23 protein-coding genes are annotated in these 21,750 nt (G+C 74.7%); 12 read left to right on the forward strand and 11 right to left on the reverse strand.

The window, feature by feature from the left end:
* Positions 1 to 21: 21 nt before the first annotated feature.
* The 5 genes from QE405_RS10930 to QE405_RS10950 are packed head-to-tail and all read right to left on the reverse strand — an operon-like array spanning position 22 to position 5,189.
* Positions 22 to 1,515 carry a phytoene desaturase family protein gene (locus QE405_RS10930; protein WP_307200613.1) on the reverse strand — a complete coding sequence of 498 codons (1,494 nt, stop codon included), beginning with the start codon at positions 1,513 to 1,515 and terminating at the stop codon, positions 22 to 24.
* Positions 1,512 to 2,663, reverse strand: coding sequence for a glycosyltransferase (locus QE405_RS10935; RefSeq protein ID WP_307200614.1), 1,152 nt, complete (start codon positions 2,661 to 2,663; stop codon positions 1,512 to 1,514). Before QE405_RS10935 ends, QE405_RS10930 begins: the two co-directional genes overlap by 4 nt.
* Positions 2,660 to 3,583, reverse strand: coding sequence for a carotenoid biosynthesis protein (locus tag QE405_RS10940; protein ID WP_307200616.1), 924 nt, complete (start codon positions 3,581 to 3,583; stop codon positions 2,660 to 2,662). Before QE405_RS10940 ends, QE405_RS10935 begins: the two co-directional genes overlap by 4 nt.
* Positions 3,580 to 4,284 (reverse strand): hypothetical protein, encoded by a 705-nt coding sequence (locus tag QE405_RS10945; RefSeq protein WP_307200618.1) that lies wholly within the window; start codon positions 4,282 to 4,284, stop codon positions 3,580 to 3,582. The genes QE405_RS10940 and QE405_RS10945 overlap by 4 nt, the downstream gene beginning before the upstream one ends.
* A complete protein-coding gene (locus tag QE405_RS10950) occupies positions 4,281 to 5,189 on the reverse strand; it encodes a YhjD/YihY/BrkB family envelope integrity protein (protein ID WP_307200620.1) in 909 nt (302 codons plus the stop codon). Before QE405_RS10950 ends, QE405_RS10945 begins: the two co-directional genes overlap by 4 nt.
* A gap of 15 nt (positions 5,190 to 5,204) precedes the next feature.
* Here QE405_RS10950 and QE405_RS10955 point away from each other — a divergent pair, with 15 nt between their 5' ends.
* Together QE405_RS10955 and QE405_RS10960 are read left to right on the forward strand one after the other, a co-directional pair.
* Complete coding sequence (locus tag QE405_RS10955) at positions 5,205 to 5,546, forward strand: lycopene cyclase domain-containing protein (RefSeq protein WP_307200621.1); 342 nt, start codon at positions 5,205 to 5,207, stop codon at positions 5,544 to 5,546.
* Positions 5,543 to 5,902 carry a lycopene cyclase domain-containing protein gene (locus tag QE405_RS10960; protein ID WP_307200623.1) on the forward strand — a complete coding sequence of 120 codons (360 nt, stop codon included), beginning with the start codon at positions 5,543 to 5,545 and terminating at the stop codon, positions 5,900 to 5,902. The genes QE405_RS10955 and QE405_RS10960 overlap by 4 nt, the downstream gene beginning before the upstream one ends.
* A 32-nt stretch (positions 5,903 to 5,934) precedes the next feature.
* Here the strand turns inward: QE405_RS10960 and QE405_RS10965 are convergent, their stop codons facing one another.
* Positions 5,935 to 7,053: a polyprenyl synthetase family protein gene (locus QE405_RS10965; protein ID WP_307200625.1), complete on the reverse strand. Its 1,119-nt coding sequence runs from the start codon at positions 7,051 to 7,053 to the stop codon at positions 5,935 to 5,937.
* Positions 7,054 to 7,287: 234 nt separating this feature from the next.
* Here QE405_RS10965 and QE405_RS10970 point away from each other — a divergent pair, with 234 nt between their 5' ends.
* From QE405_RS10970 to QE405_RS10980, 3 genes are all read left to right on the forward strand, one after another.
* Entirely contained in the window at positions 7,288 to 8,310 is a 1,023-nt protein-coding gene (locus tag QE405_RS10970) for an epimerase (protein WP_307200627.1), read from the forward strand.
* A 213-nt stretch (positions 8,311 to 8,523) separates the two neighbouring features.
* A complete protein-coding gene (locus QE405_RS10975) occupies positions 8,524 to 8,739 on the forward strand; it encodes a cold-shock protein (protein WP_307200629.1) in 216 nt (71 codons plus the stop codon).
* 30 nt (positions 8,740 to 8,769) lie between these two features.
* The gene (locus QE405_RS10980; RefSeq protein WP_307200631.1) at positions 8,770 to 10,242 is read left to right on the forward strand and encodes an amidase; all 1,473 of its coding nucleotides are present in this window, start codon (positions 8,770 to 8,772) and stop codon (positions 10,240 to 10,242) included.
* Positions 10,243 to 10,331: 89 nt separating this feature from the next.
* On the opposite strand, the gene sodN is transcribed toward QE405_RS10980, so the two are convergent.
* Entirely contained in the window at positions 10,332 to 10,727 is a 396-nt protein-coding gene (sodN, locus tag QE405_RS10985; protein WP_307200633.1) for a superoxide dismutase, Ni, read from the reverse strand.
* A 134-nt stretch (positions 10,728 to 10,861) separates the two neighbouring features.
* Between sodN and QE405_RS10990 the strand changes: the two genes are divergently transcribed.
* Complete coding sequence (locus tag QE405_RS10990) at positions 10,862 to 11,005, forward strand: hypothetical protein (protein WP_307200635.1); 144 nt, start codon at positions 10,862 to 10,864, stop codon at positions 11,003 to 11,005.
* 24 nt (positions 11,006 to 11,029) lie between these two features.
* Here QE405_RS10990 and QE405_RS10995 read toward each other — a convergent pair whose 3' ends face one another.
* Both QE405_RS10995 and ychF read right to left on the reverse strand, forming a co-directional pair.
* Positions 11,030 to 11,638 (reverse strand): hypothetical protein, encoded by a 609-nt coding sequence (locus tag QE405_RS10995; RefSeq protein ID WP_307200636.1) that lies wholly within the window; start codon positions 11,636 to 11,638, stop codon positions 11,030 to 11,032.
* A gap of 261 nt (positions 11,639 to 11,899) precedes the next feature.
* Positions 11,900 to 12,973: a redox-regulated ATPase YchF gene (gene ychF, locus QE405_RS11000; RefSeq protein ID WP_307200638.1), complete on the reverse strand. Its 1,074-nt coding sequence runs from the start codon at positions 12,971 to 12,973 to the stop codon at positions 11,900 to 11,902.
* A 98-nt stretch (positions 12,974 to 13,071) separates the two neighbouring features.
* Here ychF and QE405_RS11005 point away from each other — a divergent pair, with 98 nt between their 5' ends.
* From QE405_RS11005 to QE405_RS11020, 4 genes are all read left to right on the forward strand, one after another.
* Positions 13,072 to 13,587 (forward strand): PH domain-containing protein, encoded by a 516-nt coding sequence (locus tag QE405_RS11005; RefSeq protein ID WP_307200640.1) that lies wholly within the window; start codon positions 13,072 to 13,074, stop codon positions 13,585 to 13,587.
* Positions 13,584 to 15,179, forward strand: a complete 1,596-nt coding sequence (locus QE405_RS11010) for a PH domain-containing protein (RefSeq protein WP_307200642.1) — start codon at positions 13,584 to 13,586, stop codon at positions 15,177 to 15,179. Before QE405_RS11005 ends, QE405_RS11010 begins: the two co-directional genes overlap by 4 nt.
* Positions 15,180 to 15,202: 23 nt before the next feature.
* The gene (locus QE405_RS11015; protein WP_307200644.1) at positions 15,203 to 15,997 is read left to right on the forward strand and encodes an exodeoxyribonuclease III; all 795 of its coding nucleotides are present in this window, start codon (positions 15,203 to 15,205) and stop codon (positions 15,995 to 15,997) included.
* Positions 15,998 to 16,075: 78 nt separating this feature from the next.
* The gene (locus tag QE405_RS11020; protein ID WP_307200646.1) at positions 16,076 to 16,522 is read left to right on the forward strand and encodes a hypothetical protein; all 447 of its coding nucleotides are present in this window, start codon (positions 16,076 to 16,078) and stop codon (positions 16,520 to 16,522) included.
* 57 nt (positions 16,523 to 16,579) lie between these two features.
* Here QE405_RS11020 and QE405_RS11025 read toward each other — a convergent pair whose 3' ends face one another.
* Both QE405_RS11025 and QE405_RS11030 read right to left on the reverse strand, forming a co-directional pair.
* Positions 16,580 to 18,037 (reverse strand): HNH endonuclease signature motif containing protein, encoded by a 1,458-nt coding sequence (locus QE405_RS11025; protein ID WP_307200648.1) that lies wholly within the window; start codon positions 18,035 to 18,037, stop codon positions 16,580 to 16,582.
* 53 nt (positions 18,038 to 18,090) lie between these two features.
* A complete protein-coding gene (locus QE405_RS11030) occupies positions 18,091 to 18,708 on the reverse strand; it encodes a DUF2510 domain-containing protein (RefSeq protein WP_307200650.1) in 618 nt (205 codons plus the stop codon).
* A 239-nt stretch (positions 18,709 to 18,947) separates the two neighbouring features.
* On the opposite strand from QE405_RS11030, the gene QE405_RS11035 reads away from it, so the two are divergent.
* Both QE405_RS11035 and QE405_RS11040 read left to right on the forward strand, forming a co-directional pair.
* Positions 18,948 to 20,123, forward strand: coding sequence for an acetamidase/formamidase family protein (locus QE405_RS11035; protein ID WP_307200652.1), 1,176 nt, complete (start codon positions 18,948 to 18,950; stop codon positions 20,121 to 20,123).
* An 8-nt stretch (positions 20,124 to 20,131) separates the two neighbouring features.
* Positions 20,132 to 21,649, forward strand: a complete 1,518-nt coding sequence (locus QE405_RS11040; protein ID WP_307200654.1) for an AtzH-like domain-containing protein — start codon at positions 20,132 to 20,134, stop codon at positions 21,647 to 21,649.
* Positions 21,650 to 21,750 lie beyond the last annotated feature (101 nt).

Below are 21,750 nucleotides of genomic sequence, written 5' to 3' on the forward strand. Positions count from 1 at the left end.
GGGGGTATACGACTGCGGGGCTCAACGGAGGGCGGGGCCGACCAGGTCGGCGACGATCCGCGCGGAGAGCAGCACGAGCGGCAGCCCGCCACCGGGGTGGGACGAGCCGCCGACGAGGAACAGGCCCGGCACCGGCGACGCGTTCGACGGGCGCAGGAACGCGGCGCGCGGGCCGTTCGACGACGAGCCGTAGATCGAGCCGCCCGGCGTCCACGTCCGGCGCTCCAGGTCGGCCGGGCTGACGAGGGTGCGGTGCCGCACGCGGTCGCGCACGTCGGTGCCCCGCTCCGCGAGGAGGTCGAGCACCGTGTCGGCGGTGCGCTCGGCCAGCCCGGGGGCGTCCCAGTCGGTGCCGCGCGCCGGGTCGTGCGGGGGCGCGTTGACGAGCACGAACCAGGCGCCGGTCCCGGGGCCGGGCACGATGGCGGGGTCGTCGGGTGCCGCGACGTACACCGTCGGTCGGGCGACCGGGCGCGGCCGGCCCCGCCGGCCGAAGACGGCGTCGAACTCGGCGTCGTAGTCCTCGGCGAAGTAGACCGCGTGGTGCGGCTGGTCCGGCGGGGGTCCGTCGACGGCGAGCAGCAGCGCGAGCCCCGACAGCGAGGGGGTCGTGCGCGCCACCCGGGCCGCCGCCCGCCGCGCGGCGGGGGTGCGCACGAGGTGGCCGTAGACCTGGCGGGCGTCGGCGTTGGCGACCACGACGTCCGCGGCGAGCCGGCTGCCGTCGGCCAGCGCCACCCCGTCGACCCGCCCCCGGGCGTCGGTCGTGACCTCCGCGACCGCGGCACCCGTGACGACCTCGCCGCCCAGCAGCTCGAGCCGCTCCCGGAGCGCGGTGGCGATGCGGCCGAGGCCGCCGGGGACGTACCAGGACCCCCACCGCTGCTCCGCCCACGGCACCGCCGCGAGTGCGGCCGGGGCGCGGCGGGGGTCCGACCCCGTGTACGTCGCGTAGCGGTCCAGCAGCATGACGAGCCGCGGGTCGTGCAGGTGCTGGCGGCCCAGCCCGCGCAGGGTGCGCCAGGGCGCGACGGTCCGCACGTCGTCCAGGCGGCGCGAGAGCCGCACCATGTCCTGCAGGCCGATGGGCGACTCGAGGAACGGCTCGTGCGTCACGTCCCAGATCCGTCGCGCCCGGTCGAGGAACGCGCTCCACTGCGCGCCGCGCCCCGGCCCCAGGGCCGCGTCGAGCGCGTCCGGGATCGCGGCGACGTCGCCGGGCAGGTCGAGCACCGTGCCGTCGGGGAAGCGGTAGCGGCAGGCGACCTCCAGGCGCTCGAGCGGCAGCACCTCGGCCAGCGGGGCACCGGTCGTCGCGAAGAGCTCCTCCAGCACGTGCGGCATCGTCAGCAGCGACGGGCCGGTGTCGAAGAGGAAGCCGTCCTGCTCGTGCACGCCGACCTTGCCGCCGACGTCCGGCGCCTGCTCGAGCACGGTGACGCGGTGGCCCGCCGCGGCCAGCCGCACCGCGACGGCCAGACCGCCGACGCCGGCACCGACGACGACGAGGTTCACCGCCCGACCTCCACGGGCCGCCCGCGCCACCGCAGCTCGCCCCGGCGACGCGCCGCCAGGGAGTCGACGGTGAGGCCGGCGAGCACGAGCACCGAGACCGGGTGGGCCAGCGCGTCGGGCAGCGCCCGGCCCCGGGTCCGCCGGGCCACGAGGACGCGGGAGGCGACGCCCGCGGCGTACCCGAGCAGACCGGTGCGCGAGCCCCGCAGCGCGGCGAGCGGGGGCACCACATAGGCGAGCAGCAGCAGCGCCAGCACCCCGACCGCGCCCGCCGGCGACCCGAAGGCCGACCACAGCGACTTGCGGTAGCCGGCGCGGAGGGCCGGCCAGCCGGCGTACATCCGGCAGGTCGCCAGGTCGCTCCCGTCGACCACGCCGCCCCGACGACCGACGGCCTTGAGGGCGCGCAGGAGCGCGAGGTCCTCGAGCACCGCCGTGCGCACGGCCGCGTGGCCCCCGGCGTCGTGGTAGGCCATCGCGTCCACGACGAGCAGCTGTCCGTTGGCCGCGGTGAGCGACGGCCGGGGCGAGCGCTCCGCCAGGCCGAGGGGCAGGGTGCTCATCCACGACCACTGCAGCAACGGCTGCACGAGGCGTTCCGCGGCGCCGTGGGCGCGCTGCCGCGGGTAGGGGCTGACGAGGTCGAGGCCGCTGGAGCGCAGCAGGCCCACCGACGCCACGAGGGCGTCCGCGGCGAGGCGCACGTCGGCGTCGACGAAGACGAGCACCCCCTCCACGTCGACGGCCTGGGCGCCCTGGTGGCAGGCCCACGGCTTGCCCAGCCAGCCCTGCGGCGTCGGCGCGCCGGCGCGCACGACGACCCGTGCGTCCTGCTCGGCCAGCTCGGCGGCCACGGCCAGGGTGCGGTCGGACGAGCGGTCGTCGACGACGACGAGGCGCCCCCGGCCCGGCCACGCGTCGAGCGCGGCGAGCACGCTGGCCGCGCAGGCCCGCAGGTCCCCTTCCTCGTCACGCACCGGCAGCACGACCGTGAGCGGCTCCGCCGTGCGGCCGGGCACCCCCGCGTCCGCCGGCAGCACCGGGGTGCGCAGCCGCCGCAGGTTGTCGACGGTGAGCGCCAGGCAACCGAGTGCGACCGCCGACCCGGCGGCGACCCCCACCCGGCCGGCGCGGGCGAGCCCGCTCACCGCGGCCCCACCCCGCTGTCCCGGCCGGTGCGCTGGCCGGTGCGCTGGAGGGCGCGGCGGCCGCCGGGCTGCTCCCGCAGGAGGCGTACGACGAGGGGCACCGCCACCAGGCCCATCAGGAGCCCGCCGACGAGGGCCACGGGCGGGCGCCCGAAGAAGACGGCGTGGGCGAGCACCGAGGAGGAGTAGGTCCACAGGTAGACCGCCAGCGGGACCGCGTCGAGCGCGATGTCCCGGCTGCCCCGACCGGCCGGCCCGGTCGCCTGGTCCGGCGACGTCCGCGGCACCAGACGGTCGAGCGCGGCGACCATGAGGAACGAGACCAGCAGCCAGCCGGCGTAGTTGGTGAGCGGCACGTCGTCGATGCCGGGCAGGCCGGGCGACGGGTGGGCCCAGGTCCAGTGGCCCTGGTCGACCATCTGGGGGTCGAGGAAGACGTCCCAGGCGGTGAGGGCCGCCGCTCCCACCAGGGCGACCGCCCAGCGCCGTTCCCCGCCGAGCCGACGGGCGACGGCGAGCGCGGGCCAGGCCATCATGATCCAGGCGAGCGGCACGAGGGCCGGCACGCCGAGCACCTCGAGGCCGAGCGTGCCGGTGTAGGCGTAGTCGCCGAACGGGAAGCCGGTGCGCACGCCGACGGCCTCGGCGACGAGACCGCCGAGCCCCGCCACCGCGGCGAGGGTCGCGGCGGCGAGGGGGCCGCGCGTGGCCCAGGCGTCGGCGAGGGCCGCGGCGGCGAGGAGCACGACGCTCGCGGTCGTCAGGCCCAGGGTCCCGCCGTCGGTGAACGGGAACGCCATCTGCGCGAGCACGCCGCCCGCGGCGAGCACCAGCGCCGGCCAGCGGTGCGGCGCGACGGCGCGACCGCCGCGGTGGGCACGTCGCGGCACGACCGCGAACGGCTCGGAGGTGCTGGTCACACGGATCTCCCCTCGTAGGTTCCCTCGACGTCGAGCACGGCCAGGCGCGCGAACAGCTCCTCGGCGTACCACCGCTCCGGCTCGGTCCGCCGCACCGCCGAGCGGTGCGCGGCCGAGCCGTGCGCGAACGCCCGGAGCGCCGCGTCCGAGTCCCAGAGCGAGAACGTGCCCTGCAGCCCGATCGGCGCCTCGCCGATCCCCAGCGCCAGCCGCAGGCCCGGCGTCGCCGCCAGGTCCTCGACGACCGGCGGCACCGCCCGCCAGAACGACAGGGCGCGCGTGGGTCGCAGCCGGGCGCGGGTGATCGATGCGACGAGCCCGGTACCCACCGGCGCCGTCGCCACCGGGGCCACCGGCTCGAACGGCTCCCGCCGCGACCAGCGCCCCCGCGACCGCAGCGGACTCATGGCGACGCGCAGCTCCTCGTGGCTGGCGCGCGACCACGACCGCAGCACCGGGGACCCGGCCGCCGCGGCGGCCGCCGCCCGGTCGTCCCAGACCGTCAGCAGGGCCCAGTGGTGGGGGTCGGCGTCGCGCGGCGTGAACGTGCGGGCCGAGCCGGTGCCGAGGAGCTTGGCGAACCGCAACCCCGGCGTACGACGCAGCCGCGGTCCGCCGGTCGCCATCCGTCCCAGCGCGGGCAGCACCCGGTCGGTGCCCCACACCCGCAGCTCGACGTGGGGCGGGCTCCCGGCGCTCACCCCGTCCCCCCGACCGCTGGCGACGGACCTGCTTCGGGGGCGTCCCCGCGGCGTACCCGCTCCTCGAGCGCCCGGGTCACCGTCCAGCCGAGCAGCACGAACACGTGGAGCACGTAGAGCCACAGCCCGACCGCGACGACGCCGCCCACCACGCCGAGGCCGCCGAAGGGCAGCCCGACGTCGATGGGGATCGCGAGGAAGAGCTGGAACCCGTGGAGGAAGCCGGCGAGGAACGATCCGGTGCCCAGTGCGCCGACGGCCGCGACCCACCACCGCAGCGGCTCCGGCAGGACCGCCACGAACACCCAGGCCAGCAGCACGGAGAGCACGAGCCACGCCGCCACGAAGCCGAGCACGATCCGCAGCAGCCGGTCGCCCACGCCGTGCCCGCCGCCCTCGGGGGCCAGGGGCACGAGCAGGTCGCCGGTGGCGAGGAACGCGCCGCTCAGGACGGGCAGCGGCACGAGCGCGACGAGCACCAGCAGGCGCGCCCGCCAGCCCGTGAACCGGTCGGCACGCGGCGCGAGGGCGAGGCCGGCGCGGCGCAGGCCCTCGCCGTAGAACGAGGCCGGGAAGAGCAGCACCAGGGCCGCCACGACGCCGAGGTGCACGGCCGTGTCGACGAGGAGGTCGTAGGGCAGCCGCGCGCCCATGTCCGGCGGCACCAGCACCCGCAGGCCGAGCAGCCGCGTCTCGGCGGCGTCCGCTCCGGCACCCCAGGTGGTCGACCAGAGCGCGAGCAGCAGCCACGGCACGACGGCGATGCCCGCGAAGTAGGTGAGGGTCGCCGCCGCCGCCGACAGGTCGCGGCCCTCCAGCAGGCGACCGGTGCCCCGGAGCAGGGCGCGGGCCTCGGCAACGACGACGCCCGCGCTCACCACGACGGCACCGGCTTGGTGGGGCATGCGGAGAATGGCCGCATGGGCACCCTGACGTACGTCGCCATGCTCGTCTTCGTCCTCGTCGCCACCCTCCCGCTCGAGCTCGTGCTGCGCACCCGGGTGTACGCCCGCGCCAAGCGGCTCGCACTGACGATCGTGTGCGTGGGGGTGCCCTTCGTCCTCTGGGACATCGCCGCGACCCGCGCCGGGCACTGGTGGTTCGACCTCGACCTGACGCTCGGCATCGAGCTCCCGGGGGGCCTGCCGCTCGAGGAGTGGATGTTCTTCCTCGTGGTGCCCATCGCCTCGGTGCTGACGCTAGAGGCCGTGCGGAGCGTGCGCGGCTGGACCGTCGGCGACGAGCGGGAGGAGCGCGCGTGACGCACACCGAGGCCTCCCTGCTGGGCATCGCCGTCACGGTGGTGCTCGACCTCTGGGTGCTGCGCACCCGCCTGCTGACGCGCAAGGCCTACTGGGCGTCCTACGCCATCGTGCTGTTCTTCCAGCTGGTCACGAACGAGTGGCTGACGTGGCAGGGCGTGTTCCAGTACGGCGAGGACGCGATCCTCGGCTGGCGCATCGGCCACCAGCCGGTCGAGGACGTGCTCTTCGGCTTCAGCCTCGTCACGCAGTCGATGATGTGGTGGGTGTGGTGGGGCCGCCGGGGCGTGCAGCGCGAGGTGGGGCCCGGACCCGTCCCGGCCGTCGCGCGGCTGCTGGGACGCCGCGACGCCTGAACCGCTCGTCCGGGCCTCCGCCGAGGCGCAGGTCACCGCGAGCGCCACGCGGCGCCCTCGGCGAGGTCGTCGAGCGCGGCGCGGGTGCGCGGGTCGAGGGGGAGGGCCGCCAGCGCCCGGCGGGCGTCGTCCACGAGCACGGTGATGCGGTCCTCGACGCGGGCGCGGGCCCCGGTCGCGACGAGCACGTCCCGCGCCTCCGCGATGCCCGCCGCGTCGAGCGCGGGGTCGCCGAGGCGCCGGGTCAGGACGGCGCGCTCCGCGGCGGTGCCGCGCTCGAGGGCGAGCGCGACGAGCAGGGTGCGCTTGCCCTCGCGCAGGTCGCCGGCCTCCGCCTTGCCGGTCGCCCGCGGGTCGCCGAACACGTCGAGCACGTCGTCGCGGAGCTGGAACGCCTCGCCCACGGCCAGGCCGAACGCGGCGTACCCGTCGAGCAGGTCCGGACCGGCGCCCGCGAGGGTGCCGCCGAGACGGAGCGGGTGCTCGACGGTGTACTTCGCGCTCTTGAACTGGAGCATCCGGACGACGTCGGGGACGTCCACCTCGGTCCCCGCGCCGAGGTCGGCCTGCAGGCGCAGGTCGAGGTACTGCCCCGCGAGCACCTGGTCGCGCATCTCCGCCCAGACCGTCCGGACGGCGGGCGCCGTCGGCAGGCCCTCCGTCGACCGGGCGAGCACGTCGTCGGCCCAGGTCAGCAGCAGGTCGCCGGCGAGCACGCCGACCGCCGTGCCGTGGTCGGCCGACCGGGACCCGAAGACCCGGTGGACGGTGGGCACGCCGCGGCGCTCGTCGGCGTGGTCCATCACGTCGTCGTGGACGAGGGCGGCCAGGTGGAACAGCTCGACCGCGGTGGCGATGCCGAGCACACCGGGCACGTCCTCGCCGCCCGACGCGCCCGCGGCGCCCAGGAGCACGAACCCGGCCCGCAGCCGCTTGCCGCCCTCGGCCAGCCGCTCCACGGCGTCGACGACCGCGCCGAGCCCGGGGTCCACGTCCTCCAGCACGAGCCGCCGGCGGGCGACCTCCTCGTGGAGGCGGGCACCGACGACGGCCGGGTCCAGCGGCGCCTCGACGGGGAGCGGGGGCACGTCCGCCCCGGGGAGCCGGACGACCTCGCCCCAGCCCGCCTCCTCGCTCCGCACCGCGCTCATGCCCGTGACGTTACCCAGGCGGGCGATACGGGGGAGCCCAGACGGACCGGACGAGTCCGCATGACCGACGCGCCGGGCTACCGGGCGGGGCCGAGAAGCTGGGGAGCTTCCGTGACGCCTCGGACCTGGAGGGCGCTGCCGGGGAGCAGGCGCGGGCACTGCTCGAGCAGCACGCGGTGCACGAGGAACGCCGACATAATTGAACACGTTCAAAAAGGGGCGTACGCTCTCGCCATGCGGATCGTCGTCCCCGGTGGCACCGGGCAGGTGGGTGGCGTGCTGCGGCGCGCCCTGGCGGAGGACGGCCACGACGTCGTCGTGCTGAGCCGGCGGCCGGAGGTGCTCGAGCCGGGGGTGCGGCACGCGGTGTGGGACGGGCGGAGCCCGGGGCCGTGGGAGGCGGAGCTCGACGGTGCCGACGCGGTCGTGAACCTGGCGGGGCGCTCGGTGAGCTGCCGCTACACCGACCGCAACCTGCGGCAGATGATGGACTCGCGCATCGATTCCACCCGGGCCGTCGGGGCAGCGATCGCGCGGGCCGCGCGCCCACCCGCGGTGTGGCTGCAGATGAGCACGGCGACGATCTACGCCGACACCCGCGGCCCCGCCCACGACGAGGCGACGGGCGTGCTCGGGGGCGAGGAGCCGGACGTGCCGCTCTACTGGGAGTACAGCGTCCGCATCGCCCGCCGCTGGGAGGCGGCCCAGCTCGAGCAGGACCTGCCGGCCACGCGTCGCGTCGCGCTGCGCACCGCGATGGTGATGAGTCCGGACCGGGGCGGCATCTTCGACTACCTCTCGTGGCTCGCCCGGGTCGGGCTCGGCGGGCCGGTCGCGGGCGGCGACCAGTTCGTCTCGTGGATCCACGCCGACGACCTCGTGCGGGCCGTGCTGTTCCTGCTCCGGCGGGACGACCTCGACGGACCGGTGAACCTGGCCGCACCGGGCCCGCTCCCCCAGCGCACGCTGATGCGCGACCTCCGCCGCGCCTGGGGCGGGCGACCCGGGCTGCCGGCCACGCGGTGGATGGCCGGGCTCGGTGCGTTCGCGCTCCGCTCGGACCCCGAGCTGCTCCTCAAGAGCCGCCGGGTCGTGCCGGGACGGCTGCTGGACGCGGGCTTCACCTTCGATCACCCTGCGTGGGACGCAGCCGCTGCCGACCTCGTGCGACGGCGGCGGGCGGGGGCGGCGGGCGGGGCGGTTCCGTCGGCCCGCGGTCTGGACCTCGGGAACCGGGAGACCCCGCTCGGGGGATGACGTGGCCTCCACCGACGAACCTACGAGGCCCCCGGCCCGAGCGGGAGAGGCTTGTGCCCACCTTGCGCGGCCCTGGCAGGCTCGGGTGACCGACCCTTCCCGCCCCTTGAGCACCCCCCGCCCCCGCAGCGGCCTGCTTGAGGATCGAGCGTGTGGGTACCGGGCGGGGCTCGTCCTCGAGGGCGGGCAGGATCTCGGAACGGAGCGGCACCCATGGCAGCAGGCACCATCACGTGGTTCGACGAGGGTCAGGGCTACGGCTACATCACGCAGGACCACGGTGACGCGCCTGTCGTCGTGCACGGTCGCGACCTCTGGGACGCGGGGCGCCCGGTCGTCGTCGGCGACCGCGTCGAGTTCGCGCTCGACCGCGGCGTCGCCGGCGCGGAGGCCAGCGGCGTGCGGGTGATCGGCGCGTCCGCCTCCTGATCCGGCCGGGCCCTGCGCCACACTGCGCGCATGGACTACGAGGAGTACCGCCGCCACGACGCCACCGGCCTCGCCCGGCTGGTCGCCGAGAAGCAGGTGACGCCGGCGGAGCTGATGGCCGTCGCCCGCGCCCGGCTGGCCGAGGTCAACCCGCAGCTCAACGCCGTCGTGCGCGACGTGCCCTGCGACCCCGACGAGCCGCGCACCGGACCGTTCGCGGGCGTGCCGTTCCTCATCAAGGACCTCGGGCAGGACTACGCCGGCCTGCCCAGCTCCCAGGGGTCCCGGGCGCTGCAGACGATGCCCGCCGCCGAGCACTCGACGACCGTGCAGCGCTGGCTCGACGCCGGCCTCATGATCTTCGGCAAGACCAACCTGCCCGAGTTCGGCGCGAAGGGCATCAGCGAGTCGGAGGCCTGGGGCCCGGCGCGCAACCCGTGGGACCTCGGGCGCACCCCCGGCGGCTCCTCCGGGGGCTCGGCCGCGGCGGTGGCGGCCGGGATCGTGCCGGCCGCCGGCGCGAACGACGGGGGCGGGTCCACGCGCATCCCCGCCGCCTGCTGCGGCCTCGTCGGCCTCAAGCCCGGCCGTGGTCTGACGTCGTTCGGCCCGGGTGCCTCCGAGCTCATGCACGGCGCCGCCGTCCAGGGCGTCGTGACCCGCACCGTCCGTGACTCCGCCGCCATGCTCGACGTCATCGCGGGCGGCGAGCCCAGCGGGCCCTACGTGCCGGGCGCGCCGTCCTCGTCGTACCTCTCCGCGGTCGGGCGCGACCCCGGGCGCCTCCGCATCGGTGTGCGCGTCCCGTCGGCGATCACGCCCGACCCCCACCCCGAGGCGTACGCCGCGGTGGAGGGCGCGGTGCGGGCGCTCACCGACCTCGGGCACGACGTCGAGGAGCTGCCGGAGGCTCCGTTCGACGACGCGGCGCTGGCCGCCGAGTTCCTGCTCGCCTGGTTCGTGGTCATCTCCTGGGAGGTGGCCGAGGCGAAGCGGCTCACCGGCGCCGGGGACGACGCGTTCGAGCGCGACACCCGGCTCATGGCGGCGCTGGGCGCGGCGACGACCGGTCCGGAGTACGTCGACGCCGTCGAGCGACGACACCAGCACGCGCGGCGCCTGACGACGTACTTCGAGACCTACGACCTGCTGCTCACGCCGACCTTGGCGACCCCGCCGCCGCGGGTCGGGGCGTTCGAGCTGCCCGCTCCGCTGCGGATCGCGGCGGACGCGCTGCTCCGCACGGGCACCGCCCGGCTGCTCAAGCACACGCCGGTCGTGGACGACATGGTGCAGAAGAACCTCGGCTGGGTGCCCTACACCCAGCTCGCGAACGTCACCGGCCGGCCCGCGATCTCGCTCCCGCTGCACTGGACGGCCGACGGCCTGCCGCTCGGTGTGCAGCTCGTCGCGCCGCTCGGCGGCGAGCCGCTGCTGCTCAGCCTCGCCGCGCAGCTGGAGCAGGCCGTGCCCTGGGCCGACCGAAGGCCGCCGCTGGGGTGAGGGCCGGTCGCCGACGGGCCCGAACTGTGCAGCTGGGACGACGTCCTGCCGGGGCGGACCCGTCCCTGCTGCACAGTTCCCGAGCCGACTCAGGCCTTCTTGGTCTCCCAGAAGATCTCGGCGATCTCGTCGATCGTGGCGAGGAGCTGGTCGGCGACCTCGGCGTCGAGGCTGCCCTTGGTGCCGGCGGCGCCCGCGAGCTTCGTGGCCTCGTTCACGAGGGTGTGGAGCTGGGGGTACTTCTCGAAGTGCGGGGGCTTGAAGTAGTCCGTCCACAGCACCCAGAGGTGGTGCTTGACGAGCTCGGAGCGCTGCTCCTTGATGAGCACGGCGCGGGTGCGGAAGTCGGGGTCGTCGGAGTCGGCGACCTTGGCGATGACGGCCTTGATCGACTCGGCCTCGATGCGGGCCTGGGCGGGGTCGTAGACGCCGCAGGGCAGGTCGCAGTGGGCCTCGACGTCGACGGTGGGAGCGAACAGACGCATCAGCGGAGCATCCTCCTGGTCGGGGACGCGCAGCCGGGCGGCTGCGCACGAGCGCGACGCTAGGACCTCGAGCGCGGTTGAGGTCAAGAGCCGTCCACGCGGTGGCCGACCGCGCGCTGGGTACCGTCTCGAGCATGAAGATCCTCCGCACCGCCGCCCTGATCACCGTCGGCAAGAAGCTGTACGACGAGTCACGCAAGCCGCAGAACAAGGCGAAGATCGACCGCGCCGTGCAGTCCCTGCGCGACCGGCGGGCGGGCGGGAAGCGCTCGCGCTGATCCCGGTCGGCAGACCGCTCGTCCTCAGGCGACGGTCCGCTGCTGGCGCGGTCGTGCCAGCAGCTCGGGCAGCCGGGCCACGTCGGCGGCGGCCGCCAGGCTCCCGTCGACACTGACGAGCGCCAGCAGCCGGACCGGCGCTCCGGACCGCGCGGCCGCCTCGAGCTTGTGGTGGCCGTCGAGCAGGAAGTGCGTCAGTCCCCAGTGGGCGTGGTGGTCGGCGGACTCCTCGTACGTCGCGGGCTGGCAGACGTCGAGCGTGGACAGCGCCACGGCGGTGGGCACGACACCGTCGGCCATCGCCGAGCGGTAGGTCCCCACCCGTGTCCGGTCGTTCCAGCTCGGCGGCACGAGCGGCACGACGAACTCGTACAGGTGTGCCTCCGGCGACACCGCCGTCTCGAAGGTGCGGTAGTAGAAGCTGCGCGGGTTCTCCGGGAGCCCCCAGAACCTGTCCACTCCCCACGTCGCGACCTGCTCGTGGGTGAAGTAGTCACGCGCGTCGTGCGGTGCGACGAGCTCCGGCCTGACCTCCACCAGCAGGGGGAGGTAGTCGCCGTCCGGGAGCAGGGTCGCCAATAGGGCCAAGACCTGGTCGTCGACGGCCTCGAGCGGCCCCTCCAGCTCCGCCATGACGCCGAGCGCGGTGGACAGGGTGCCGTTCGCGCCCCCCTGCCGCTCGAAGAGGAACGGGCAGGTGCCGCACCACAGGCTCAGCTCGAACGCCGGGATCGTCCTCGAGGTAGAGGTGGCGGGTCCGGAACGTTCCCGCGATGAGCACGCCGTGACCCTAGGGGCGCGGTGGCGCGTCCGCCATCCGGTTCCGCTCTCCCGGTGAGGGGCGGGGTGGGACCCCATCGCATCCGTGCAGGCCAGGCCCGCCCCGCGCGGTGGTCACACGTTGAAGCGGAACTCCACCACGTCGCCGTCGGCCATGACGTAGTCCTTGCCCTCCATGCGCACCTTGCCCGCCTCCTTGGCCTTCACCATCGAGCCCGCGGCGACCAGGTCGTCGAACGACACGATCTCGGCCTTGATGAAGCCCTTCTGGAAGTCGGTGTGGATGACCCCGGCCGCCTCGGGCGCGGTCGCGCCCTTGGGGATCGTCCAGGCGCGGGTCTCCTTGGGGCCGGCGGTGAGGTAGGTCTGCAGGCCGAGGGTGTCGAACCCGACCCGGGCGAGCACCTCGAGGCCGGGCTCGGTGACGCCGGCCTCGGCGAGGAACTCGGCGGCCTCCTCCTCGTCGAGCTCGATGAGCTCCGACTCGAACTTGGCGTCGAGGAAGATGGCCTCGGCCGGGGCGACGATCTCGCGCATCTTCGTCTTGAGGTCCTCGTCGGCGAGCTCGTCCGCGTCGCAGTTGAAGACGTAGAGGAACGGCTTGGCCGTCAGCAGGGACAGCTCCCGGAGGAGGCTGCGGTCGATGTCGGTCGCGATGATCGGCGTACCCGACTCGAGCGCCTCCTTCGCGGCCTTCGCGGCCTCGAGGTTCGCGACCAGGTCCTTGACCTTCCGCGACTCCTTCTCGAGCCGCACGACGGCGCGGTCGACGGTCTCGAGGTCGGCGAGGATCAGCTCGGTCTGGATGGTGGAGATGTCGTTGGCGGGGTTGACCTCGCCGTCGACGTGGGTGACGTCCTCGTCGCGGAAGACCCGGGTGACCTGGCAGATCGCCGAAGACTCGCGGATGTGGGCGAGGAACTTGTTGCCCAGGCCCTCGCCCTCGCTGGCGCCGCGCACGATGCCAGCGATGTCGACGAACTCGACGGTCGCCGGAAGGATCTTCTGGCTGCCGAAGATCTCGGCGAGGGTGCCAAGGCGCTCGTCGGGGACGCCCACGACACCGACGTTGGGCTCGATGGTGGCGAACGGGTAGTTCGCCGCGAGCACGTCGTTCTTGGTCAGCGCGTTGAAGAGCGTCGACTTGCCTGCGTTGGGGAGTCCGACGATGCCGATGGTGAGAGCCACGGGGCGGCAGTCTACGGCGCGGCGGGGGCTGCCCCAGCATCGCTCCGTCACCGGCGAGCACCCCGCCTCCCCGCCTCCCGACGTGGGAGGCTCGGGGCATGACGTCAGGGGAGACCGTCCAGCCCGTGCCGGTCGCGTTGCGCGAGCCGGCCCACCAGGTGTCACCACGGGCGGTGACCTACTGGCGCGTCGGGGCCGGCATCACCGCGGCCGTCGTGACCGTCCCGCTCGTGGTCGTGGCGCTGGTGTGGTCGGACCGCCCCTGGTGGTACCTCGCCCCCGCCGCCCTCGTCGTGCTCCTCCTGCTCGCGTGGACGGCGATCATGCCGTCGTTCCGCTACCGCGTGCACCGCTGGGAGGTCACCGACGACGCGATCCACACCCGCAGCGGGTGGTTGACCATCGACGAGCGCATCGCGCCGCTGTCCCGCGTGCAGACCGTCGACTCCTCGCAGGGTCCGCTGCAGCGCGCATTCGGCCTCCGTTCGCTCACCGTGACGACCGCGTCCGCCGCGGGACCGATCACGGTCGAGTGCCTCGACGTCGGTACGGCGCAGCACCTCGTCGCCGACCTCACCGCCATCACCGGTGCCAGCCAGGACGACGCGACGTGAGCAACCCCTCCGCGGTCGAGGAGTGGCAGCGGCTCGACCGTCGCCTGCTCGTCATCAGCCCCCTGCAGGTGCTGCGCGGCTTCGCCGTCCCCATCATCTTCAGCCTCATCGGCATCGGCACGCAGGCGGGCGTCTGGACGCTCCTCCTCGTCCCCGTCTCGCTCGTCGCGGCCGCCGTCTTCGGGGCGCTCCCCTGGCTCACGACGTCCTACCGCCGCACCCCCGCCCAGCTCGAGCTCCGCACCGGCTGGCTCCACCGCAAGCGGCTGACCGCGCCGCTCGACCGCGTCCGCAGCGTCGACCTGACCGCCTCGCTCCTCCACCGCGTGCTCGGCGTGACGAAGGTCGAGATCGGGACGGGCGTCGACGACGAGCGGATCACCCTCGAGGCCGTCGACGTCGCCGAGGCCCAGCGCCTGCAGCGGGAGCTGCTCGACCGCGCAGGGCCGGGGACGACGGCACGACCGGGGACGACGGGGGCGACGGGGGCGGGACCGGGTACGGCGGGGGTCGGGCCCGACGTCGTACCCGGGGGGCCCGAGGCGCCGGGTCCGGCCCCGGCGGGCGACGAGGAGCAGCTGGCCGCGCTGTCGTGGTCGTGGCTGCGGTTCGCCCCGCTCAACGTCGCGCAGATGGCGATCGTGCTCGGTGCGTGCGCCGGTGCGTCCCAGTTCGTCGACGACCTGCCGTTCGCGGACGTCGACCACGCGCAGTCGGCCTACGCGTGGCTGACCAGCCAGGTGCTCGTGCTCGTCGTGCTCGTCGCCCTCGGCATCGCGGCCGTGCTGTGGCTCGTCGTGGCGCTGGTGGGCTACGTGCTGACGTGGTCCGGGTTCCGGCTCGTGCGGCTCCGCCCCGCCGGCCGCCCCGAGGAGACCTCGATCCAGCTGCGGGCCGGCCTCCTCACCACCCGGTCGACGACGGTCGAGGAGCGGCGGGTCCGCGGCGTACGGCTCACCGAGCAGGCCCTCATGCGGGTCGCCGGCGGTGGCGAGCTGGCCACGCTGGCGACCGGTGTCGAGGAGGGCACGACCACCGTCGTACCGCCCTGCCCGGCCCCCGTCGCCGTCGCCGTCGGGCACGAGGTGCTCGGCGCCCGGGACACCGCACCGCTGCAGGTGCCCCTGGCAGCGCACGGCGGTGCTGCGCGCCGACGGGCCCACGTGCGCTGGCAGCGGCTGCCGGTGCTGCTCACCCTGGTCGCCGTCGGCCTGACGCTCGGCTTCGACGGGCCGTGGTGGCCGGTCGTGCTGGTCGCCGTGGTCCTCGGCGGGTTCGGGCTCGTGGGCGCCGAGCAGTCCTACCGCCACCTCGGCCACGCGCTCACCCACCGACCCGACGGGACCCCCTGGCACGTGGTGATGGGGTCGGGCGGCTACGACCGCGTGCGCACCGTGCTCGAGACCGAGGGCGTCATCGGGTGGGTCGTGCGGCAGTCGTTCTTCCAGCGACGGCTCGGCCTCGCGACCCTCGTCGCCACGACGGCCGCGGGTCCCGAGTCGGTCGAGCTCCGCGACGTACCGCTCCCCGAGGCCCTGCGCCTCGCCGACGCCGCGACGCCGGGTCTGCTGACGCCGTTCCGGGCCACCTGAGGCCGCGCTATAGCCTCGGGCGGGTGCGCATCGCGACCTGGAACGTCAACTCCCTCCGCTCCCGCATCGACCGCGTCGAGGCGTTCCTCGAGCGCCACGACGTCGACGTGCTCGCCCTGCAGGAGACGAAGGCGAAGGTCGAGCAGCTGCCGCTGATGGGGTTGCAGGCGCGGGGGTACGACGTCGCTGCCGCCGGCATCAGCCAGTGGAACGGCGTCGCGATCATCAGCCGCGTCGGCATCGAGGAGGTGTCCGTGGGCTTCGACGCGATGCCGGAGTTCGGCGAGCCGCCCGTCGCCGAGGCGCGCGCGATCGGCGCGGTGTGCGGCGGCGTGCGCGTGTGGTCGCTCTACGTGCCCAACGGGCGCAAGATCGGCGACCCGCACTACGTCTACAAGCTGGACTGGCTCGCCCGGCTCCGCGCCGCCGCGACCGCGTGGATCGGCGAGCCCACCGCCCTCGTCGGCGACTGGAACATCGCACCGCTCGACACCGACGTCTTCGACATCAAGCAGTTCGCCACCTCCACGCACGTCACCCCGCCCGAGCGAGCGGCGTTCGAGGGGTTCGTGGAGGACGGGTACGTCGACGTGGTGCGCCCCCATGTCCCGGAGCCCGAGGACGGTTACACGTACTGGGACTACTACCGGCAGCGCTACGAGCGGAACCGCGGCATGCGGATCGACCACGTGCTGGCCAGTCCGTCGTTGGCGTCCCGGGTGACGGGCGCGTTCATCGACCGCGAGGAGCGCGGCGGGGCCGACGGGCACGGCAAGGGCGCGTCCGACCACGCGCCGGTGGTGGTGGAGGTCGCGTAGGGCCTGCTGACCGGCGGTCACGAAGCGAGGGCGTGCGGCCGACGGTTTCGGGCGTTCGCGATCGGGCATGCCCGAGCCGTGGCCGACGGACATCGCGACGACCCGATCGCTGTGGGCCGACGATGGTGGCGGCCCTACGTCGCGCCCGCCTTCTTCGCGTCGATCTTCATCGGTCTCTTCGTCGCTGGCTTCCTCGTCGACGTGTCCCGGTCCGAACAGGTGGTCGGTCAGGTTCTCAGCGCGGGTCTCGTCGGCCTCATGGCTGTCTTCTTCCTCACCGCACGGGGTCGGCGCGCTGCTCGGCGCAAAAGCGCCCGCTCGAGGGAGCCGATGACAGTTGGCGACCAGTGGCGCATCTTCTTCGGGAGCCTGGCCACGTTGACGGCCATGACCGTCTCCGACAGCCTCGACCTGCACTACTGGACGAGCATGAGCGTCGCCCTCCCCACGTGCGTCGGTGTCGTAGTGGCGGTGTCGTGGGTGCTGGGCCGAGCGCGCGGGCCGAGGGCGCAGCAGCCCGACTGACCTGACGGAGGATCCGGTTCGCCCGGCGGGTCGGGTGTTCCGGAATGCGTGGTCGCCTCACTCGCGGCGGGTGAAGCGGAGCTTGCCGGTGCCGAGGCGTTCGACGAGGTAGAGCGGGTGGTGGATCTGGTGGTGGTGTTGGTCGCAGAGGAGGCAGGCGTCTTTCACGTTGGTGTGGCCGCCTGCTGACCACGCGATGAGGTGGTGGGCGTGGGTCTGGTGGGGCGGTCTCATGCAGCCTTCGGCGACGCAGCCACCGTCCCTGACTGCCATCGCGGTGCGCATGGCCTTCGTGTGGAAGCGGGCCGTGCGGCCGAGGTCGAGCACTTCGCTCTTGATGCCGAGGACCGCGGGGACCAGGCCGGCTTCGCACGCGAGGCGTCGCGCTTCGGCGGCGCTGATGGTGCCGCCGGTGTCGAGGGACGCCGATGCAAGCCCACCCAGCAGTGACTCCAGGGTCATCGTGACCACGACGGTCGCGCCCGTACCACCCGCGTTCGGGAGGTCCTTCTGATCGAGCATCTCGAGCAGCTGCTGGAACGCCTGGCCGTAGCGCTCCGGCGTCGGCCGGTCTGCTCGGAAGCGTTGGTCGGGATCGTCAGCGGCGTTGAGGTGCCGGGGCGCGGCGTAGGCATCGAGGGCCTTGCGGAGCATCGCGCCGTGGAGCTCGGGGAGGGTGAACCGGCCGTGGACCTTGCCGTGGCCGTCGGAGACCATGCTCAGGCGCGACACGGCCCGGGCCTCCCGTTCCTCCCGCTCCAGCAGCGCGGCCTCGTGAGCCTCGCCGACCTCGGGGGCGACCACGGTGAGGATCTTCTTCCCGATCGCGCGCAGGGCCCGCGCATCGTGATCCGCCGCGAACCCGACCAGCGTCTCCTCGGCCTGCGATCGGAGCTCGACGGACAGGTCCTCGGGCAACACGTCGAGGGCCTTCACGATCACGTCGGCCTGCTCGCTGTTCACCGTCCCGGCCTCGCACGCCGGCGCCAGGTGCGTCCCGCACCGACCCACCAGAGCGTCACCGACCCGCGCGGACCGGTAGGCATCTCGCCGGGTCAGCGCCGTCGCGTTCGCCCACCACACCGCCGCCGTCGACGCCCCGTTCTCCCGATACAGCTCCAGCTCCTCGGCCCGGCTGAGCAGCACCGCCGCGAGCGCCGAGGCCCGCGCCACCAGACGCTGCACCGCGACCAGCCCGGCACCGGCGTCCGCAGCACTCATCCAGTCCAGGCCGTCGAAGGTCAGCGCCTCCGAGGCCGCACCGACCCCGGCCACGACCGGATGCGCCACGTCACCACCGGCATCGACCGGCACACCCGGCACCACCCACCCCACGGGCTCCACGTCCTCGACGGGCTGACCAGCGTCGTACCGGCCCGGAGGGACGAAGACCGTCGCATAGGAGATGTCCGCCTCCACGGGCCACTCACCCGTCGCGAACGCGTGCTCCAACCAGTCCGGCGCCGGCGGCTCGTCCCAGCCGCCGGCGTCACCAGAAGAGCTGACCCCCGTCATGACCACCACTCAACACGGACCCACCGACAGTTCTGGCGGGGCTGTGGACAGCGTCAGCCGAACATCGAGCCGCAGGTCTGGTCGGCGTACTCCTCGAACGCGTCCGACTCCGGCGAGTCGTTGTCGGGGTCGTCGTCGGTGTCGAGCTCCTCGATCTCCTCGATCTCCGCCGTGGTCATGCCGTCGACCCGCTCGAGCGCGGTGACGACCTCCTCGAACCCGGCGCGCGCCTCCGGGGAGATGCCCTCGGGCGTCCCCGTCTCGGTCAGCACCTCGACGACGCGGCCGGTCTCCCACGGGGCGTCCGACTCCTGGAGGGCGAAGACGAAGAGGGCGCCGTACATCTCCTCCACGGCGTCGCAGAACTCCTCCGTCGTCGCGTCGTCCGGTGCGTCCGAGGCGTCGCCGCCGCCCAACGTCAGGGCGAGCGTGACCACGAGGGCGACCACCAGCACCGCCACGACCCCGACCACCGGGCCGACGACCTTCCAGGCGATGCCTCCGCCTGACCCCGCCGGCCCGCCCGGTCCACCGGCCGGCACCGGCCTCACGTGCCCCGTCCACGACGCCCCGTCCCACCACCGCTCCTGGCCGGGCTCCGCGGCGTACCAGCCGGCAGGGGCCCCGCCCACCTGACCGCCCTGCTCTCCCGGGCCCTGCTTCTCGTCCATTCCGTCCCCCGATCGCTCGCGAGGGTCCACGCTCCCACGGACCGGTGACACGTGCGCACGCCTCCACACTCGACGCCCCCGCCGCGGCGTACGTGACAACTCGACGCCCCCGCCGCGCCCTACGACCCAACTCGACGCCCCCGCCGCGGCGTACGACCCAACTCGACGCCCCCGCCGCGCCGTACGACCCAACTCGACGCGCAACCCTGCTGAAACACAGGTTTCCTACGCTCCGCGGCATGGCCTCCCGCTACCGCTTCCCGGACGTTCCCCTCGACACGGGGGTGGGGCCGGTACGGGCGGCGACGTACCTCCCCTCCACGCCCGACCACCTCCTCTGGGGGCGACTCCCCTGCCGCACCGACGCGCCCGTGCTGCGCGTCGACCCCGGCACCGAGGTCACGATCGACACGCTCAGCCACGAGGGCGTGCTCGAGGACCAGGGGCGGGACCCACGGGCGTTCTTCGCGTCGTACGGGGTCGACGGCGAGCAGGTGCTCGCCGACGCGGTCGCCCTCGCGGCGAGCGACGTGCCGCACACGCCCGGTCCGGACGGACCCCACGTCGTCACCGGTCCGATCGCGGTCACCGGCGCCCGGCCGGGCGACCTCCTCGCCGTCACCATCGTCGAGACGCTCCCCCGCGTGCCGTACGGCGTCGTCTCCAACCGCCACGCCCGCGGGGCGCTGCCCGGTGAGTACCCCCTCGACGGCGTCCCCCTCGTCTCCGCCTTCGCCGCGCTCGCCGAGCACCCGGTTCCCGGGACGGGACGGATCGCGTCGTACGGGGAGATCCCGCTGACGCGGGCCGGGTACGACGCTCCTGACGCCCCGAGGGCGCGGTTCCCGCTCGCGCCGTTCCTCGGCATCATCGGCGTCGCCGTCGACGACGACGCGCGGCCCCACTCGGTGCCGCCGGGGGCCCACGGCGGCAACGTCGACATCAACCTGCTGACGGAGGGCGCGACGCTCTACCTCCCGGTGCAGGTCGCCGACGCGCTGGCCTACGTCGGCGACCCCCACTTCGCGCAGGGCGACGGCGAGGTCGCGCTCACCGCGATGGAGGCCAGCCTGCGCGCCACCGTGCGGCTCGACGTCGTGCCCCGCGAGGAGGCCGTCGCGCGGTTCGGCGAGCTCGTCGGGCCGCTCGCCGAGACGCGGGAGCACCTCGTGCCGACCGGCCTCGACGAGGACCTCGACGTCGCCGTCCAGAACTGCGTGCGGGCGGCGATCGGCCTGCTCGGTGCGCGCTACGGGATGGAGCCGGCGCAGGCCTACGCCTACCTGTCGGCCGCCACCGACTTCGACATCTCCCAGGTCGTCGACGTCGTGAAGGGCGTCCACGCCCGGATCCGCACCGCCGACTTCGCCCACCTCGGCGAATCGGCCGCACCGGGCGGCTCGGGACCGCGATGATGCCCCGCATGACCGACGGCACGTCCGACCCGCTGCCCGACGGCCTGATGGACGCCTTCTGGGACTACGAGGCCGCCTTGATGTCCGACGACCTCGAGGCCCTCGACCGGCTCTTCGCGCCCGGTCCCGCGACGCTCCGCACCGACGCCGCGGGCACCCTCGTGGGCCACGACCAGATCAGCACGTTCCGGGGCGGGCGGGGCGGCGCCCCGCGCCGTACGGTCGTCGACATCCAGGTGCAGGTCGTCGACGCCGCCAACGCGCTCGTCGTCGCCACCACCGAGCTCGTCCGCGGCGGGCGCGGCGCGCAGACCCAGCTGTGGCAGCGGCGGCCCGACGGCTGGGTCGTCACGGCGGCGCACGTCGCCGTCACCCCGCCGGCGATCGACACCCGGGTGTGGCGCGTCGTCGGCGACCCGCTGGTGACCGGGGCCGAGGACGGACCGCTGGCTCGCGAGACGGTCGCGGTGAAGGACCTGTTCGCGGTCGCGGGCCAGAAGGTCGGCGCCGGCAGCCCGGCCTACCTCGCCGCCGCGCCCGTCGAGACCCGCTCCGCCCGCGCCGTGCAGAAGCTCCTCGACGCCGGCGCGGACGTCACCGGCATCGCCCGCACCGACGAGTTCGCGTGGAGCCTCTTCGGCGACAACGGGCACTACGGGACGCCGCCCAACGTCCACGCGCCTCGCCGGCTGCCCGGCGGCTCGACGTCGGGCTCGGCGACCGCGACGAGCCTCGGTCACACCACCATCGGGCTCGGCACCGACACGGGCGGCTCCATCCGCGTGCCGTCGTCGTGGCAGGGCCTGTGGGGCATCCGCACCTCGCGGAACGCGGTGGCCCGTGACGGCCTCCTCGCCCTCGCCCCGACCTTCGACACCGTCGGCTGGGTGACCCGCGACGCCGACCTCCTGGCCCGCGTCGGCGACGTGCTCCTGCCGCCCGCACCACCCCCGGCGACCAGCGACGTCGTGCTCGCCACCGACCTCCTCGCCCTGGCGGCCCCGGACGTGCGCGCCGCCATCGAGGAGTTCGCCCGCGGCTGGGGCAACGTCGTGCGAGAGCCGTTCGACGCCCACGACCTCGACACGTGGCGCACCACGTTCACCCTCGTGCAGTCGGCGGAGGCCTGGAAGCAGCACGCCACCTGGGTGGCATCCCGCCTGCACACCCTGACGCCGGCCGTCCGTGGCCGCTTCGAGGCCGCCGCCCGGCTCGACCCGGCCGAGGTCAACGCGGCCGCGGAGAGCCTCACCGGCGTGCGGCTGGAGATCCGGCACCGGGTCGCGGACCGCATCGTCCTCCTCCCGTCGACCCCCACGGTCGCGCCGCTGCCGGGCAGCGCCGACCAGTCGCTGCGCGAGACCATGCTGGGCCTCACCTCCATCGCGGGGATCGGCGGCCTGCCGGCGCTCAACGTGCCGCTGCGCACGGCCGACGGCCTGCCCTGCGGCGTGTGCCTCGTGGCCGCCCCCGGCCGCGACCGGGACCTGCTGGCGCTCGCACGCACGATCCCCCGGCCCGCCTGAGGCGCCCGCCCGCCCGACCGGCCCGGCCCGTCGAAACGTTCGTTACAGCGACGAAACGCAGCGGCCGGTGCGTGAAACACGGGCTCTCCCTACTGTCGCGC

It is taken from the genome of Nocardioides zeae (assembly GCF_030818655.1).
In the GTDB taxonomy this organism is placed as follows: domain Bacteria; phylum Actinomycetota; class Actinomycetes; order Propionibacteriales; family Nocardioidaceae; genus Nocardioides; species Nocardioides zeae_A.

Coding starts and splice junctions, on each gene's coding strand:
- QE405_RS10950 (WP_307200620.1), bottom strand. CDS start 5,189: ATGCCCCACCAAGCCGGTGCCGTCGTGGTGAGCGCGGGCGTCGTCGTT.
- QE405_RS10955 (WP_307200621.1), top strand. CDS start 5,205: ATGGGCACCCTGACGTACGTCGCCATGCTCGTCTTCGTCCTCGTCGCC.
- QE405_RS10965 (WP_307200625.1), bottom strand. CDS start 7,053: ATGAGCGCGGTGCGGAGCGAGGAGGCGGGCTGGGGCGAGGTCGTCCGG.
- QE405_RS10970 (WP_307200627.1), top strand. CDS start 7,288: ATGCGGATCGTCGTCCCCGGTGGCACCGGGCAGGTGGGTGGCGTGCTG.
- QE405_RS10975 (WP_307200629.1), top strand. CDS start 8,524: ATGGCAGCAGGCACCATCACGTGGTTCGACGAGGGTCAGGGCTACGGC.
- QE405_RS10980 (WP_307200631.1), top strand. CDS start 8,770: ATGGACTACGAGGAGTACCGCCGCCACGACGCCACCGGCCTCGCCCGG.
- sodN (WP_307200633.1), bottom strand. CDS start 10,727: ATGCGTCTGTTCGCTCCCACCGTCGACGTCGAGGCCCACTGCGACCTG.
- QE405_RS10990 (WP_307200635.1), top strand. CDS start 10,862: ATGAAGATCCTCCGCACCGCCGCCCTGATCACCGTCGGCAAGAAGCTG.
- QE405_RS10995 (WP_307200636.1), bottom strand. CDS start 11,638: ATGGCGGAGCTGGAGGGGCCGCTCGAGGCCGTCGACGACCAGGTCTTG.
- QE405_RS11005 (WP_307200640.1), top strand. CDS start 13,072: ATGACGTCAGGGGAGACCGTCCAGCCCGTGCCGGTCGCGTTGCGCGAG.
- QE405_RS11025 (WP_307200648.1), bottom strand. CDS start 18,037: ATGACGGGGGTCAGCTCTTCTGGTGACGCCGGCGGCTGGGACGAGCCG.
- QE405_RS11030 (WP_307200650.1), bottom strand. CDS start 18,708: ATGGACGAGAAGCAGGGCCCGGGAGAGCAGGGCGGTCAGGTGGGCGGG.
- QE405_RS11035 (WP_307200652.1), top strand. CDS start 18,948: ATGGCCTCCCGCTACCGCTTCCCGGACGTTCCCCTCGACACGGGGGTG.
- QE405_RS11040 (WP_307200654.1), top strand. CDS start 20,132: ATGACCGACGGCACGTCCGACCCGCTGCCCGACGGCCTGATGGACGCC.